Below are 14,801 nucleotides of genomic sequence, written 5' to 3'. Positions count from 1 at the left end.
CGCCCGCGCCTAACGCGCGGTCAACGTCACCGACCCCCGTACCTGTTCGTAGGTGCGGGGGTCGAACTCTCCCGCCACCGGGGCGTGCACCGTGGCCGCGGACAGGGCGACCGCGCGGGTCAGCCGGTCCGGCCAGTCCAGGCCCTCCGTGAGGGCCGACAACAGCCCCGCCACGGCGGAGTCCCCGGCTCCGGTCGGGTTGCCCGTCAGGGCGCGCGGTGGGGCCGCCTGCCAGGTGCCCTGGGCGGTGGCCGCCAGCAGCCCGCCCGGGCCCAGCGAGGTCACCACGGCGTGCGCGCCGCGGCGGCGGGCGTCGCGGGTGGCCTGGAGCGGCTCGCGGGAGCCGGTCAGCTCGGCCAACTCGGCGGCGTTCGGCTTGATCATTTCGGGGCGGGCGGCGACCCCGCGGCGCAGGGCCTCCCCGCTGGTGTCCAGGAGTACGGGTACCCCGGCCGCGCGGGCCGACCGTACGAGGGTGGCGTACGCGCCGACGGGCACGCCGGGCGGGAGGCTGCCGCAGAGGGCGACCGCGCGGGCGCCGGTCAGCAGCGCCTCGTAGCGGTCGAGGAAGGCGGTCCATTCCGCGGAACCGATGGGCGGGCCGGGCTCGTTGAACTGGGTGGTGTCGCCCGAGGCCTCGTCGACGACGGCCAGGGTGCGCCGGGTGGTGCCCGCGCAGGGCACCAGGGCATCCGTCACCCGCGGGGATTCGGCGAGCAGTTCGCGTACGGCGGCGCCGGTGCGGCCGCCCGCGAAGCCGGTCGCGGTGACCTCGTGGCCGAGGGCGGACAGTACGCGGGCGACGTTGAGGCCCTTGCCGCCGGCCCGCTCGGTCACGGTGGTGACCCGGTGCGAGGCGTGCGGAATCAGCTTCGGTACGTGGTGGGTGACGTCGAGTGCGGTGTTGAGCGTCACGGTGAGGATCATGGCAGGTCCCGGTCTCGGTGTGTGCCGGGATCATGCCAAACAGGAGTGCGGGCGGCCCAGTCCAGCGAGCCGCCCGCTTGCCTCCCGTACCCGCTCAGACCAGCGGATTCACGATCCATTCGCCGCGCCGCATGACGCCCTTGAGCTCGAACTCGGCGTCCAGGACGACCAGGTCGGCGTACTTTCCGGGCTCCAGCGAGCCGACCTCGTCGTACAGGCCGAGCAGCTTGGCGGGGTTGGCGGAGATCGCCTGGACCACCGACTCGACGGGCAGCTCGTCCAGGGTCACCGACCGCCTGAAGGCGGTGTCCAGGGTCAGCGTCGAGCCGGCGATGGAGCCGCCCTCGACCAGGCGGGCCACACCTTCCTTGACCTCGACCTCCAGCGGGCCGAGATGGTAGGTCCCGTCGCCGAAGCCCGCCGCGTCCATCGCGTCGGTGATCAGCGCGACGCGGTGCGCTCCCGCGTGGTGGAAGGCCAGTTCCAGCATCGCCGGGTGCAGGTGGGTGCCGTCGTTGATCAGCTCGACGGTGACCCGCTCGTCCTCCAGCAGCGCGGCGATCGGGCCCGGGGCGCGGTGCTCCATGGCGGGCATCGCGTTGTACAGGTGGGTGGCCACGGTCGCGCCCGCGTCGATGGCCTGGCGGGTCTGGTCGTAGGTGGAGTCGGTGTGGCCGATCGCGGCGATGACCCCGTGCTCGGCCAGCAGCCGTACGGAGTCCAGGCCGCCCGGGAGTTCGGTGGCGAGGGTGAACATGCGGGCGGCGCCGTGCGCGGCGTCGATCAGCTTGCGGACCTCGGCCGGGTCGGGGTCGCGCAGCAGGTCCTCCTTGTGCGCGCCCTTGCGGCAGGCGTTGATGAACGGCCCCTCGAAGTGGATGCCCGCGATCTCGCCCTGCTGGGTCAGTTCGGCGAGCAGGCCGGCCCGGCGGGCCAGTTCGTCGAGGTCGCCGGTGACGGTGGAGGCGACGAGGGTGGTGGTGCCGTGCTCGCGGTGGGTCCGTACGCCCTTGAGGACCTCCTCGGCGGTGCCGGAGGTGAAGGAGGCGCCGCCTCCGCCGTGGTTGTGCATGTCCACGAAGCCGGGGACGAGCCAGTGCCCGGACAGGTCGACGGTCTTCGCGCCCTCGCCGGCGCTGCCGGCGATGCGGTCGCCGTCGACGATGACGCGGCCGCCCGCCACGGTCCCGGTGGGCAGTACCACCCTGGCGCCGGAGAGAACGGTGCTGTGTGCGCTTCCGGACATCAGGCAGGTACCTCCGTGGCGAGTAGGTCCCAGGCGAGCAGCCCTGCGCCCAGGCATCCGGCGGTGTCCCCGAGGGCCGCCGGAACGATGTCGGGCAGCCGCTGGAACGTCACGCGCTCCTCGACGGCCTTCCGTAGTGGTGCGAACAAGGTTTCCCCCGCCTCCGCGAGCCCGCCACCGATGATCAGCGTGCGCGGGTCCAGCAGGGTGATCGCGGTGACCAGGCCGTCGGCGAGGGCGCCGACCGCGGCGAGCCACACCCGCAGGGCGCGCTCGTCGCCGGACCCGACGGCCTTGGCGCAGTCCGCGGCGTCCGCGTCGGGGTCGCCGGAGGCGCTCGCCCAGGCGCGGCTGACGGCGGACGCGGAGGCGAGGGTCTCCAGGCAGCCGTACTGGCCGCAGCCGCAGGCGGGGCCGCCGGGGCGGACCACGATGTGACCGATCTCGCCCGCGTAGCCGTGGGCGCCGGCCTCGATGCGGCCGGCGATGCCGATGGCTCCGGCGATGCCGGTGCCGAGGGGCACGAACAGGAAGCGGTCGGCGCCGCGGCCGGCGCCGATGCGCCCTTCGGCGAGTCCGCCCGTGCGCACGTCGTGGCCCAGGGCCACCGGGATGCCGTCCAGGCGTCCGCTGAGCAGGGCGCGCATCGGGACGTCGCGCCAGCCCAGGTTGGCCGCGTAGACGGCGATCCCGTTCCCGGCGTCGACGATGCCCGGGACGGCGACGCCAGCCGCGGAGGCGGGCGCGCCGAAGCGTTCGCGGCCGAGTTCGTACAGCTCGGCGGCGAACTCCAGGATCGTCTCGACGACGGCGTCGGGGCCCCGGTCGCGGCCGGTGGCGCGGCGCGCTTCGTGCAGCAGGCGTCCGTCGTCGGCGATGAGGGCGGCCTTCATCCCGGTGCCGCCCACATCGAGGGCGATGACGTGTTTCACGGGTTTCACAGGTGACAGTCTCGCGTGCTCGGCGGGGAAAGGTCTAGTCCATTGGAGTGGATTGTTGAGCTGCCATACAAATCCGGAACCACGGTCCGGCCATGGCCGGACACGGTGCGTCTCCGGATGTGGACGAGCAGCCAAAGTGGTGTAGACCTTACGTGGATCGTACGTACAACAAGGGGTGGATCGAGAACTGTGAAGGGCCGTTACCTGAGCCTGGCCGCGACCGGAGCCGCGCTGAGCCTGACCGCCACGGCACTGACGGGCTGCGGAGCCGTGGGGAGTCTCACCGGGGACAACGAGGTGACCCTGCGGGTCGTGGCGGCCGACTACGGGGACAATCCGCAGAACTCCTCGGAGGGCTACTGGAAGAACCTGGCCTCCGGCTTCGAGCAGGACCACCCCGGCGTCAAGGTCGAGGTCAGCGTCTACTCCTGGTCCGAGGTCGACGCCAAGGTCGCCGCCATGGTCAAGGCCGGCAAGGCCCCCGACATCGCGCAGATCGGCGCCTACGCCGACTACGCGGCCGCCGGCAAGCTCTACACGGCGGACGAACTGCTCTCCGTCACCACCGAAGCCGACTTCCTCGCGCCGCTCGCCGACGCCGGCAAGGTCAAGCGGGTCCAGTACGGCATGCCCTTCGTGGCCAGCACCCGCCTGCTCTTCTACAACGAGAAGCTGCTCACGGACGCCGGGGTCATCGCCAAGGACGCCAAGGGCGGCTGGCAGCCGAAGAGCTGGGCCGACCTGGAGGCCGCCGCGAAGAAGCTCAAGACGGCGGGCGTGGCGACCCCCTTCGCACTGCCGCTCGGCCGCGAGGAGGCACAGGCCGAATCGATGATGTGGATGCTCGCGGGCGGTGGCGGCTACACCGACAACGAAGAGGCGTACGCGATCGACTCCCCGGAGAACGTCAAGACCTTCGAATTCCTGCGCGACAAGATGGTCGGCCAGGGGCTGACCGGTCCCACGGAGCCGTCCAAGACGGACCGGCAGGCCGCCTTCGACGCCTTCACGCGCGGTGAGGTCGGCATGCTCAACGGCCACCCCACGCTGGTGAAGCAGGCGGCGCAGAAGGGCGTGAAGTACGGCATGGTGGCCATGCCGACCGCCGACGGGACCGATCACCCGACGATGGGCGTCGCGGACTGGGTGATGGCCTTCAAGAACGGCCACCGCAAGGAGTCCGGGAAGTTCCTCGACTACCTGTACCAGGCGAAGAACGTGACGGCCTTCACCAACAAGTACGACCTGCTGCCGGTCACGACGAGCGGCTACCGGGCCATGGACTCCAGTACGGGTGGTGCGGCCCCGCAGCTGAAGACCTTCCTGCAGGCGCTGCCGAACGCCCGCCTCTACCCGGTCGGCAAGAAGTCCTGGGCCGGGGTGAGCGAGGACGTCAAGCAGAACATCGGCAAGAGCGTGCAGCCGGGCGGCCAGCCCGCGAAGGTCCTGGAGAACATCGCCGAGTCCGCCCGCAAGGCCGACGCCCACTGAGCGGCGCCGGCGTCGGGCTCCCGCCGGCAGCCGGCGGGAGCCCGACCCGGCCGGCTGTCGGAGGGCGCCGTTAATCTGGCGGTATGACGGACGACGAGGGGCTGACGGCCACCGAGGCCGCGGTCCTCGCGTACGAGGGACGCACCTGGCCCGGGCCCGGGGCCAAGGAGCGGGCGATACGGGAAGGGCTGGGGATGACCCCGGTCCGCTACTACCAGCTGCTCAACGTCCTGATGGACGACCCGCGGGCCCTGGCCCACGCGCCCGGAACCGTCAACCGGCTGCGCCGCATCCGCGAAGCACAGCGGGCCCGGCGCTGACGCCCGGACCCGGCGCAGCTGCCCTCCGGGCCCCGCGCAGCTGCTCCCGGACGTCGCGCGCCGTAGCCGTGGCCCGGCAGGGCCGTTAGGGTCGTCCCCATGGGGAGCCATCCGCACAGCATGCCGATGCCCGTCACCGCCGCCGGACGCGAGGGACTCGAAGCCCTCCTCCACGTACCCCGCCGTTCCGTGGTCGCGCTCGACTTCGACGGCACCCTCGCCGACATCGTCCCGGACCCCGACCAAGCACGGGCCCACCCGGGAGCCGTCGGGGCACTGGCCGCGCTGGCCCCGGAGGTCGCCTCCGTCGCCGTGATCACCGGCCGCCCGGCGAGCGTCGCGGTCCGCTACGGGGGCTTCGCAGGCGCCGCCGGCCTGGAACACCTGGTGGTCCTCGGCCACTACGGGGCCGAGCGCTGGGACGCCGTGACCGGCATAGTCCACACCCCGGCCGAGCACCCCGGGGTCGCCGCCGTACGGGCGGAACTGCCCGGATTCCTGGACTCCATCGGCGCCTGGCGCGGCACGTGGATCGAGGAGAAGGGCCGGGCCCTGGCCGTCCACACCCGCCGCGCCGCGGACCCGGACGCCGCGTTCGCCGCGCTCCGCGAACCGCTGGCCGAGCTGGCGGCGCGCCACGGGCTGATGGTCGAGCCGGGGCGGGCGGTACTGGAACTGCGGCCGCCGGGGATGGACAAGGGCGTGGCCCTGACCGAATACCTCGCGGAGACGGGCGCCGAAGCGGTGCTGTACGCGGGGGACGACCTCGGCGACCTCGCCGCGTACGCGGCCGTGGAGAAGCTCCGCACGGACGGCATGCCGGGGCTGCTGGTGGCCAGCGGATCGGCCGAGGTCCCCGAACTCGCCACCCGCGCGGACCTCGTCCTGAACGGCCCGTCCGAGGTGGTCGCCTTCCTGTCGGCCCTGGCCGGAGCCATCCGCGCCTGACGTACCGGGTGCGGCGCCGTTGCCCCCGAGCTCCCGCGCCTCAAACGCCGGCGGGGCTGAAAAGCAGCTCCGCCGGCGTTTGAGGCGCGGGGTCTGGGGCGGAGCCCCAGTTTCGGGAAGGGGCGGGGTGGGGAAAGAGCCCCGCGCAGCGGGGGCCGTTACTCCCCGCGGAGAGCGGACAGCTGGGCCGTGAACCAGTCCGTCGGCGGGAGCGCCGTGGCCGCGGCCGCCAGCCGCTTCGTGCGCTCCAGCCGCTCACCCGCCGGCATCAACAGCGCCGCGTGCAACGCCTGCGCCGTCGCCGACACGTCGTACGGGTTCACCGTCAGCGCGTCCTCGCGGAGTTCCTCGTACGCCCCCGCCCCCGACGACAGCACCAGCGCACACCCCGCCTCCGACACCACCGGGATCTCCTTCGCCACCAGGTTCATCCCGTCCCGCACCGGGTTGACCAGCGCCACGTCCGCCAGCCGGTACGCGGCCAGCGAGCGCGCGAAGTCGTCCTCGACGGACACCAGCACCGGCTGCCAGTCGGCCGTCCCGAACTCCGCGTTGATCTCCTGCGCCAGCTCCCGCACCGACTGCGTGTACGCGCGGTAGACCTCCAGGTCCTGTCGCGACGGGTACGCCGAGGCCAGGTGGACCACCCGGTCCCGCCACTCGGGGTGCGCGGTCAGTAGCTCCCGGTAGGCCAGCAGCCCGCGCAGGATGTTCTTCGAGAGCTCGGTGCGGTCCACGCGGACGATGGTCGCCCGGCCGCCGACGTCGGCCCGCAGGGCGGCCAGCTTGTCGTCCACCACCGGCCGGTGCGCGAGCGCGCGCAGGTCGTCCGCGTCGACGCCCAGGGCGTACTGCCGCACCTCCGTGAAGCGCCGCGGACCGTACCCGGACCCGTCGGCGGCGGCCCTGTGGTGCCACACCCCGCGCTCCGGGGAGCCGCCGGGCAGGTGCGGCTGCGCGATGCCGACCGCGTCGTCCCGGTCCGCCCCGGCGATGAACTCCGCCGACCAGCGCCAGGTGTGGAAGCCCAGCTGGTCCGCGCCGAGCATCCCCCACACGAGCTGTCCGCGCACGTCGTCCGGCAGCATGTCGAGGAACTCCCGCGAGGCCCACGGCGTGTGCGTGAAGTGCGCGATGCGCAGGTCGGGCCGCAGCTCGCGCAACTGCCCCGGGACCAGCGCCAGGTGGTAGTCCTGCACCAGGACGCACGCCCCCTCGGCGGCCTCTTCGGCCAGGGCCTCGGCGAAGGCCCGGTTGTACGCCGCGTACGAGTCCCATTGCTGCCGGAACCGGGCGTCGAAGACCGGCTCGCGCGGGACGTCGTACAGGTGGTGGTGGGTGAACCACAGCACCGAGTTCGCGATGCCGTTGTACGCGTCGTCGTACGTCGTGGGATCGATGTCCAGCATCCGGACGCCGGGCTCGCAGACGCCCCGCCGGACCGCCTCCCGGTCCGCCTCCGACAGCGCCGCGCAGATCCACAGGGCCTCCGGCTGTCGGGCCAGGGCGGCGGAGAGGCCGGAGACGAGGCCGCCGCCGCCGCGCCGGGCCGTGAGGGTGTCGTCTTCGCCGAGTTGGTAGGAGAGGGGGCCGCGGTTCGCTGCAACGAGTACCTGGGAAGCCATGCCGCGAACCTAGCCCGGGGCCCGCCCGCTCAAACGTCAGTTCCCTCACGCCACCCTGCGGCCGGAGTACTCCTTGACCTCGGCCATCGGCGGCCGCTCCTCGGTGTCCACGGCGTACGTCCGCGGCACGAACCCGTTCGGCCCGCGCTCGAACTGCGTCAACTCGGGGCGTACGAGGTGCCCGCGCGAGAGCCGCAGCTGCGCCGTCCGGTAGATCGCCGCGGCCATGCGGCCCAGCGCCCGGCCGTCCTGATGGCGGTGGAGCCGTACGCCCACGTCCACCTGGGCCAGCGCGTCCAGTCCGACGGTGTGCAGCGCGTCGACCAGCAGGCCCAGCTCGACGCCGTACCCGACGGGGAAGGGCAAACGTTCCAGCAGGGTGCGCCGCACGGCGTACTCACCGCCCAGCGGCTGGACGAACCCGGCCAGCTGCGGCCAGTGGAGGTTGAGCAGCGGCCGGGCGACCAGCTCGGTCACCCGACCCCCCTGGGCAGGGGCTTTGCCGGGGGCGGGCCCGTCGGCGTCGGCGCCGAAGGGGCGGTCGTACATCGCCTTGACGAACTCGACGTCCGGCTCCGTCAGCAGCGGGCCGACGATCCCGGACACGAACGTGGACGAGAAGTCCCGCAGGTCGGCGTCCACGAAGCAGACGATGTCGCCGCTGGTCACCAGCAGCGAGCGCCACAAGACCTCGCCCTTGCCGGGCAGGGCCGGGATCCGCGGCAGGATGTCGTCGCGGTGCACCACCCGGGCGCCGGCCTTCGCGGCCACTTCGGCGGTCCGGTCGGTGGAGCCCGAGTCGATCACGACGAGTTCGTCGACGAGCGGCCCCGCCGGCCCGTCGATCAGATCGCGCCGGATCACCTCGACGATGGCGCCGACCGTCTCTTCCTCGTCGAGCGCGGGCAGGACGACGCTGACCGTGGCGCCTGCCGCCCGTTTGGCGGAAAGCAGCTGGTCGAGCGGTCGGTCGGCCGCGGACCAGGAGCGGTCCGCAAACCAGCGCTCCACCTCTTCCAGCACGTTCGGCACTCCTCGGTAATCGTTGACGCTCGGCATTTTCAGCCGAAAAGTGATCCATCTCGCGGTTCGGACGGCTGTCTCAACCACCCGGACCTTCAGTTACAGTCTTGAACAACGCGAAGGACCACCGCATGCCGGGGGTCCCGCGCACAAACGCCCGGACGCGCCATGGAGCGCGCGAACCCGGTGCCATACCGCTCATCCAGAGGGGCAGAGGGACACGGCCCGTTGAAGCCCCGGCAACCCTCCAGTCGGTTCTCGCGCTTGCTTGCAGCAGCGAGGTCCCCGGCTAGGGAAGGTGCCAATTCCGTCTCATGGCGAAGTGCGCCATGGGGAAGATGAGGAGAAAGGGCCTCGCCATCATGGCTGCACAGACTGTTGCCACCTCTGTCGATCTCGGACCTGCCACCGGCCTCTCGTGTCGTGAGTGCGGTACCCGTTTCGAACTCGGACCCATCTTCGCCTGCGTCGAGTGTTTCGGTCCGCTGGAAGTCGCCTACGACCTGCCCACCGGCGACCCCGAAGCCCTGCGCGCCGCGATCGAGGCCGGCCCGAACAACATCTGGCGCTACGCCCCGCTGCTGCCCGTCCCCGCTGACGTGGCCGCCAAGCCCAGCCTGAACCCCGGCTTCACCAAGCTCGTGGACGCGGCCAACCTGGCCAAGGAGCTCGGCATCACCGGGAAGCTCTACGTCAAGGACGACTCCGGCAACCCGACGCACTCCTTCAAGGACCGCGTCGTGGCCATCGCCGTCGAGGCCGCCCGCGCCTTCGGCTTCACCACCCTGTCCTGCTCCTCCACCGGCAACCTGGCCGGCGCCGTCGGCGCCGCGGCCGCCCGGGCCGGCTTCCGCTCCTGCGTGTTCATCCCGCACGACCTGGAGCAGGGCAAGGTCGTCATGGCCGGTGTGTACGGCGGCGACCTGGTCGGCATCGAAGGCAACTACGACGACGTCAACCGCTTCTGCTCCGAGCTCATCGGCGACCCGCTGGGCGAGGGCTGGGGCTTCGTCAACGTCAACCTGCGCCCCTACTACGGCGAGGGTTCCAAGACCCTCGCCTACGAGATCTGCGAGCAGCTCGGCTGGCAGCTGCCCGACCAGATCGTGATCCCGATCGCGTCCGGCTCGCAGCTGACGAAGATCGACAAGGGTCTGCAGGAGCTGATCAAGCTCGGGCTGGTCGAGGACAAGCCGTACAAGATCTTCGGCGCCCAGGCCGAGGGCTGCTCCCCGGTGTCGACCGCCTTCAAGGCCGGCCACGACGTGGTCCGCCCGCAGAAGCCGAACACCATCGCCAAGTCGCTCGCCATCGGCAACCCGGCCGACGGCCCGTACGTCCTGGACATCGCCCGCCGCACCGGCGGCTACGTCGAGGACGTCACCGACGAGCAGGTCGTCGAGGCCATCAAGATCCTCGCGCAGGCCGAGGGCATCTTCGCCGAGACCGCGGGCGGCGTGACCGTCGGCGTGACCAAGAAGCTCATCGAGAACGGCCAGCTCGACCCGGCGCTGACCACGGTGGTCCTGAACACCGGTGACGGCCTCAAGACCCTGGAGGCGGTGGCCGCGGACAGCGGGCAGACCGCCACCATCCGCCCGAGCCTGGACGCGTTCCGCGCCGCCGGCCTGGCCTGATCCCCGATCCCCCTCGTACCCGGAAAGGCAGTAGCGCCATGAGCGTCAACGTCCGCATCCCCACCATCCTGCGCACCTACACCGGCGGCCAGGCCGAGGTCACGGCCGAGGGCGCGACCCTCTCCGAGGTCATCGCCTCCCTTGAGGTGAACCACCCGGGCATCGCCGCGCGCGTCCTGGACGACCAGGGCAAGCTGCGCCGGTTCGTGAACGTCTACGTCAACGACGACGACGTGCGCTTCGAGGGCGGTCTGGACGCGGTGACGCCGGACGGCGCCGGTGTCTCGATCATTCCCGCCGTCGCGGGCGGCTGCTGACGCAACAACCCCTGAATTACCCCCTCCGGTAAAAGCGGAGGGGGTAATTCTGCTTGGTTGGGCGCGGTAAGGTTGGGGAAGTCCCCTCCGCTGGACTTGCCCGCTGCATATGAGCGAGTCGCGTGAGGGTTGACATTGAGTCAATGTGCAAGTGCGGTATGGGGCTTTGGCGAGATATGCCGGGTCCGAGTTGCCCGGGAATATGCCAACTTTTCACTTTATTTCAATGTATCCCCGTGTCCAGATTTCTCGTCGGATTGACCTGTTGCAGACAGCAGCGGTGCAGATACATTCAGCCCCGGTCGAGGCGTTCCGGCGCAAGTTCTGACCCGGGACCGCGAAGTGCGGTCCCGCGCAAGGGCCAGTAATAGGGGAGTTAGGCATGGCTCAGGGCACCGTCAAGTGGTTCAACGCGGAGAAGGGCTACGGCTTCATCGCGGTCGACGGTGGTGCGGATGTGTTCGTCCACTACAGCGCCATCCAGATGGACGGGTACCGCACCCTTGAAGAGGGTCAGCGGGTCGAGTTCGAGATCTCGCAGGGCCAGAAGGGTCCGCAGGCGGACATGGTCAAGCTCGCCGTCTAGTCCCGGCGCGATCGACCACCGACGCATACGCACGAAGGGTCCGCATCCTTGAGGAGGGATGCGGGCCCTTCGTGCTGCCCGCACCGCGCCGGGCCGGGCTTCGTGGAAGCCGCTTGCACTCAAGGGGGTCGAGTGCTAATCATTGGCGTTAGCACTCTCGTGCTGAGAGTGCTACTACACAGGACCGGGTCGGTGAGGCCCGCAGGGTCCGGCGGGAAGGAACCGCCGGGCACGCAGGCCGTCCGTCGCGGGCGCGGGCGCGGTCCGGAGCAATCCAACCCTCCCCCCACGCCGGCGGCGCAGGGGGAACCCCAGTCCTGGAGGACCACTTCAGATGGCCAAGATCATTGCGTTCGACGAGGAGGCCCGGCGCGGCCTTGAGCGCGGTATGAACCAGCTCGCCGACGCCGTCAAGGTCACCCTTGGCCCCAAGGGTCGCAACGTCGTCCTTGAGAAGAAGTGGGGCGCCCCCACGATCACCAACGATGGTGTTTCCATCGCCAAGGAGATCGAGCTCGAGGACCCGTACGAGAAGATCGGCGCCGAGCTGGTCAAGGAAGTCGCCAAGAAGACGGACGACGTCGCCGGCGACGGTACGACCACCGCCACCGTGCTCGCCCAGGCGCTCGTACGCGAGGGCCTGCGCAACGTGGCCGCCGGCGCCAACCCGATGGCCCTCAAGCGTGGCATCGAGAAGGCCGTCGAGGCCGTCTCCGGCGCCCTGCTGGAGCAGGCGAAGGATGTCGAGACCAAGGAGCAGATCGCTTCTACGGCCTCCATCTCCGCCGCTGACACCCAGATCGGCGAGCTCATCGCCGAGGCCATGGACAAGGTCGGCAAGGAAGGCGTCATCACCGTCGAGGAGTCCCAGACCTTCGGTCTGGAGCTGGAGCTCACCGAGGGCATGCGCTTCGACAAGGGCTACATCTCGGCGTACTTCGCCACCGACATGGAGCGTATGGAGGCGTCCCTGGACGACCCGTACATCCTCATCGTCAACTCCAAGATCGGCAACGTGAAGGACCTCCTTCCGCTGCTTGAGAAGGTCATGCAGTCCGGCAAGCCGCTGCTGATCATCGCCGAGGACGTCGAGGGCGAGGCCCTGTCGACCCTGGTCGTCAACAAGATCCGCGGCACCTTCAAGTCCGTGGCCGTCAAGGCCCCGGGCTTCGGCGACCGCCGCAAGGCCATGCTCGGTGACATCGCCATCCTCACGGGCGGCACGGTCATCTCCGAGGAGGTCGGCCTCAAGCTGGAGAACGCGGGCCTCGACCTGCTCGGCCGCGCCCGCAAGGTCGTCATCTCCAAGGACGAGACCACGATCGTCGACGGCGCCGGTGACAGCGACCAGGTCCAGGGTCGCGTCAACCAGATCCGTGCCGAGATCGAGAACTCCGACTCGGACTACGACCGCGAGAAGCTCCAGGAGCGCCTCGCGAAGCTGGCCGGCGGCGTGGCCGTCATCAAGGCCGGTGCCGCGACCGAGGTGGAGCTCAAGGAGCGCAAGCACCGCATCGAGGACGCCGTCCGCAACGCGAAGGCTGCCGTCGAGGAGGGCATCGTCGCCGGTGGTGGCGTGGCCCTGCTCCAGGCCTCCGCGGTCTTCGAGAAGCTCGACCTGTCGGGTGACGAGGCGACCGGCGCCAACGCCGTGAAGCTCGCCCTGGAGGCTCCGCTCAAGCAGATCGCCGTCAACGGTGGTCTTGAGGGTGGCGTCGTCGTGGAGAAGGTCCGCAACCTGACCGTCGGCTGGGGCCTGAACGCCGCGACCGGCGAGTACGTGGACATGATCGCCGAGGGCATCATCGACCCGGCGAAGGTCACGCGCTCCGCTCTGCAGAACGCCGCGTCCATCGCCGCGCTGTTCCTGACGACCGAGGCCGTCATCGCCGACAAGCCGGAGAAGGCCGGCGCGGGCGCGCCGGGCGGCATGCCGGGCGGTGACATGGACTTCTGATCGGCCCCGCGCTGATCGGCTGTTCTCGACCGAGGGCGGTACTCCCGTACGGGGGTGCCGCCCTCGGTCGTTTGTGGGTGTCCTAGAAGCCCGAACTGTCGACGTCGAAGCCGAACGGGTCCGGGACGGGCAGGGCCGCACCGAAGGGCACCGTCTTGCGGAACTGGTACCCGTGTGGGGAGTGGTCCGAGAAGCAGGTGATCTCGGACGCCTGCACGTCGATGACGAGGTAGATAGGGACGAGCTGTCCGTAGACGTCCAGCTTCTCGCGCCAGTCCACGTCCTTCGTGGACACAGAGGTGAACTCGGCCACCAGGGAGAGCGCGGCCCCGTCGGCGTGGCGGCCCTCCTCTTCGAACGCGGCTTCGTCCGCCACATAGAGATCAGGGCCATGGGCGCGAGCCGCCGCCGGGAACCGGAAGAGGACCGGCGTGGTGTCGACGATGTGGCCGTCCGGGGAGTGCGCCTCCAACTGACGGCGAAGTGCCCGCATGGGGCGCACGTAGCGCAGCTTGGACCACGGCGAGACGATGATCTTCCCCCGGATGAGCTCGGCCTTGAAGCCGTCTGGCGTGTCCATCTCCGCAACGGTGCGCAGGAGCGTCTCGAACGCCGGCGGCGCCGCGTGTTCCATCGGTGTGGCCCGCTCGGTCATGATCGTCACCGTCGCCTTCCGCGTGGCGTGCTGCGCACTGGCTGTGATGCTCGTTCCAGGCTGGTGGCGGGCGGGCGGACCCGCCCGGTCCCCGAGACGGATCACCGCCGATCGGGTGCCTTTGGTTGACTGGAGGTATGAGCGATCTCTTCGTCAAGATCTGCGGCCTGAAGACCGCGCACGACGTCGACACGGCCGTGGCCGCCGGGGCCGACGCCGTCGGGTTCGTCTTCGCGCCGGGGAGCCCCCGAACCGTCGACGCCGCCACGGCGCGGGAGCTCGCCGCCCGGGTCCCGGCCGGGGTCCTCACCGTCGGGGTGTTCCGGGGGCAGCCGGTCGACGAGGTGCGGCGGCTGACCGAGGAGAGCGGCGTACGGGGAGTGCAGCTGCACGGCGACGAGGGCCCGGAGTACTACGAGGCGCTGCGCGCCGAAGGCCGGACCCTGCTGCGGGCCACCGCCCAGCACGTCGGGCGCTGCGGGGAGTACGGGGAGGACCTGCTGCTGATCGACGCGCCGGACCCCGGCTCCGGCAAGCCGTGGAACTGGGGGTCGGACGAGTTCGCAGCCCCCGAGGGCCACTGGCTGCTGGCCGGCGGGCTCACCCCGGGCAACGTCCGGGAGGCCGTGGAAACCACCGGCGCCTGGGGCGTGGACGTGTCCAGCGGGGTGGAGAGCGCCCGGGGGGTGAAGTCCCGCGACCTCATCCGCTCCTTCATCGAGGCCGCCCGGCGCTAGTACCGCCGGGCGACGGCTGTCGGGTCAGTGCGACGCGTTGTTGAGGCAGGCCACGTCGTACTGGGATACCGAGCGGGCGTTGTTGGAGTTCTGCGGCTGTTCGCCCGCGTAGTGGGTGCCGGCGATGCCGTCCTCGTTGAAGGCGGAGCCGCGGGCGCTCGCGGAGTGGCCGGGGCGGGCGGAGTCCGCCAGCCCCTCGCAGGACGCGCCCGGTTGGCCGGCGAAGGCGGGGGCAGCGGCGATACCCGCCGCGCCGGTGAGTAGAGCGGCGGAGGCCAGCGCGAGGGCCGCCCGTTTCACGGGGTTCGTGACCGGGTTCATGATCGTTCCTCCTTTCGCGGAACGCCTGTGCATCACGTACGTCCGTACGCCGGGAAGGGATTGCCCGCCG

At 70.9% G+C, this 14,801-nt stretch carries 15 protein-coding genes and 1 riboswitch; of the genes, 8 read left to right on the top strand and 7 right to left on the bottom strand.

All coding sequences use genetic code 11. The features are described from left to right. Positions 1-9: 9 nt before the first annotated feature. From OHA65_RS17395 to OHA65_RS17385, 3 genes are all read right to left on the bottom strand, one after another. Positions 10-927: a 1-phosphofructokinase family hexose kinase gene (locus tag OHA65_RS17395; protein ID WP_327284020.1), complete on the bottom strand. Its 918-nt coding sequence runs from the start codon at positions 925-927 to the stop codon at positions 10-12. A gap of 94 nt (positions 928-1,021) precedes the next feature. Further along, positions 1,022-2,173 (bottom strand): N-acetylglucosamine-6-phosphate deacetylase, encoded by a 1,152-nt coding sequence (nagA, locus tag OHA65_RS17390; RefSeq protein ID WP_328763098.1) that lies wholly within the window; start codon positions 2,171-2,173, stop codon positions 1,022-1,024. Then, on the bottom strand, positions 2,173-3,105 hold the full coding sequence (locus OHA65_RS17385) for an ROK family protein (protein WP_327285694.1): 933 nt from the start codon (positions 3,103-3,105) through the stop codon (positions 2,173-2,175). The genes nagA and OHA65_RS17385 overlap by 1 nt, the downstream gene beginning before the upstream one ends. A 198-nt stretch (positions 3,106-3,303) precedes the next feature. On the opposite strand from OHA65_RS17385, the gene OHA65_RS17380 reads away from it, so the two are divergent. The 3 genes from OHA65_RS17380 to otsB all read left to right on the top strand — a co-directional run bounded on the left by OHA65_RS17380 (position 3,304) and on the right by otsB (position 5,873). Beyond that, on the top strand, positions 3,304-4,605 hold the full coding sequence (locus tag OHA65_RS17380; RefSeq protein ID WP_327284018.1) for an extracellular solute-binding protein: 1,302 nt from the start codon (positions 3,304-3,306) through the stop codon (positions 4,603-4,605). 83 nt (positions 4,606-4,688) lie between these two features. After that, entirely contained in the window at positions 4,689-4,925 is a 237-nt protein-coding gene (locus OHA65_RS17375; protein ID WP_054225735.1) for a DUF3263 domain-containing protein, read from the top strand. A gap of 99 nt (positions 4,926-5,024) precedes the next feature. Next, positions 5,025-5,873 (top strand): trehalose-phosphatase, encoded by an 849-nt coding sequence (gene otsB, locus OHA65_RS17370; protein ID WP_327284017.1) that lies wholly within the window; start codon positions 5,025-5,027, stop codon positions 5,871-5,873. 158 nt (positions 5,874-6,031) lie between these two features. Here the strand turns inward: otsB and OHA65_RS17365 are convergent, their stop codons facing one another. Next, positions 6,032-7,498: a trehalose-6-phosphate synthase gene (locus tag OHA65_RS17365; RefSeq protein ID WP_405762102.1), complete on the bottom strand. Its 1,467-nt coding sequence runs from the start codon at positions 7,496-7,498 to the stop codon at positions 6,032-6,034. Positions 7,499-7,543: 45 nt separating this feature from the next. Further along, complete coding sequence (locus tag OHA65_RS17360) at positions 7,544-8,521, bottom strand: glucosyl-3-phosphoglycerate synthase (protein WP_327284015.1); 978 nt, start codon at positions 8,519-8,521, stop codon at positions 7,544-7,546. Between the two features lie 195 nt (positions 8,522-8,716). Continuing rightward, positions 8,717-8,866: riboswitch (SAM riboswitch) on the top strand. 17 nt (positions 8,867-8,883) lie between these two features. Here OHA65_RS17360 and thrC point away from each other — a divergent pair. The 4 genes from thrC to groL all read left to right on the top strand — a co-directional run bounded on the left by thrC (position 8,884) and on the right by groL (position 13,018). Then, positions 8,884-10,158 carry a threonine synthase gene (thrC, locus tag OHA65_RS17355; protein ID WP_327284014.1) on the top strand — a complete coding sequence of 425 codons (1,275 nt, stop codon included), beginning with the start codon at positions 8,884-8,886 and terminating at the stop codon, positions 10,156-10,158. A gap of 38 nt (positions 10,159-10,196) precedes the next feature. Beyond that, a complete protein-coding gene (locus tag OHA65_RS17350; RefSeq protein WP_327284013.1) occupies positions 10,197-10,475 on the top strand; it encodes a MoaD/ThiS family protein in 279 nt (92 codons plus the stop codon). A 382-nt stretch (positions 10,476-10,857) separates the two neighbouring features. Then, the gene (locus tag OHA65_RS17345; RefSeq protein ID WP_005315736.1) at positions 10,858-11,061 is read left to right on the top strand and encodes a cold-shock protein; all 204 of its coding nucleotides are present in this window, start codon (positions 10,858-10,860) and stop codon (positions 11,059-11,061) included. A gap of 334 nt (positions 11,062-11,395) precedes the next feature. Beyond that, positions 11,396-13,018, top strand: a complete 1,623-nt coding sequence (gene groL / locus OHA65_RS17340) for a chaperonin GroEL (protein ID WP_327284012.1) — start codon at positions 11,396-11,398, stop codon at positions 13,016-13,018. A gap of 82 nt (positions 13,019-13,100) precedes the next feature. On the opposite strand, the gene OHA65_RS17335 is transcribed toward groL, so the two are convergent. Next, on the bottom strand, positions 13,101-13,673 hold the full coding sequence (locus OHA65_RS17335; protein WP_405763419.1) for a Uma2 family endonuclease: 573 nt from the start codon (positions 13,671-13,673) through the stop codon (positions 13,101-13,103). 137 nt (positions 13,674-13,810) lie between these two features. Here OHA65_RS17335 and OHA65_RS17330 point away from each other — a divergent pair, with 137 nt between their 5' ends. After that, positions 13,811-14,410 (top strand): phosphoribosylanthranilate isomerase, encoded by a 600-nt coding sequence (locus tag OHA65_RS17330; RefSeq protein ID WP_405762101.1) that lies wholly within the window; start codon positions 13,811-13,813, stop codon positions 14,408-14,410. A gap of 24 nt (positions 14,411-14,434) precedes the next feature. On the opposite strand, the gene OHA65_RS17325 is transcribed toward OHA65_RS17330, so the two are convergent. After that, positions 14,435-14,731, bottom strand: coding sequence for a hypothetical protein (locus tag OHA65_RS17325; RefSeq protein ID WP_405762099.1), 297 nt, complete (start codon positions 14,729-14,731; stop codon positions 14,435-14,437). Between the last annotated feature and the right edge of the window lie 70 nt (positions 14,732-14,801).

Origin of the sequence: Streptomyces sp. NBC_00045 (assembly GCF_045041095.1) — a bacterium.
In the GTDB taxonomy this organism is placed as follows: domain Bacteria; phylum Actinomycetota; class Actinomycetes; order Streptomycetales; family Streptomycetaceae; genus Streptomyces.
The sequence above is the reverse complement of the archived record's forward strand: the minus strand, read 5'-3'. Positions and strand labels throughout refer to the sequence as shown.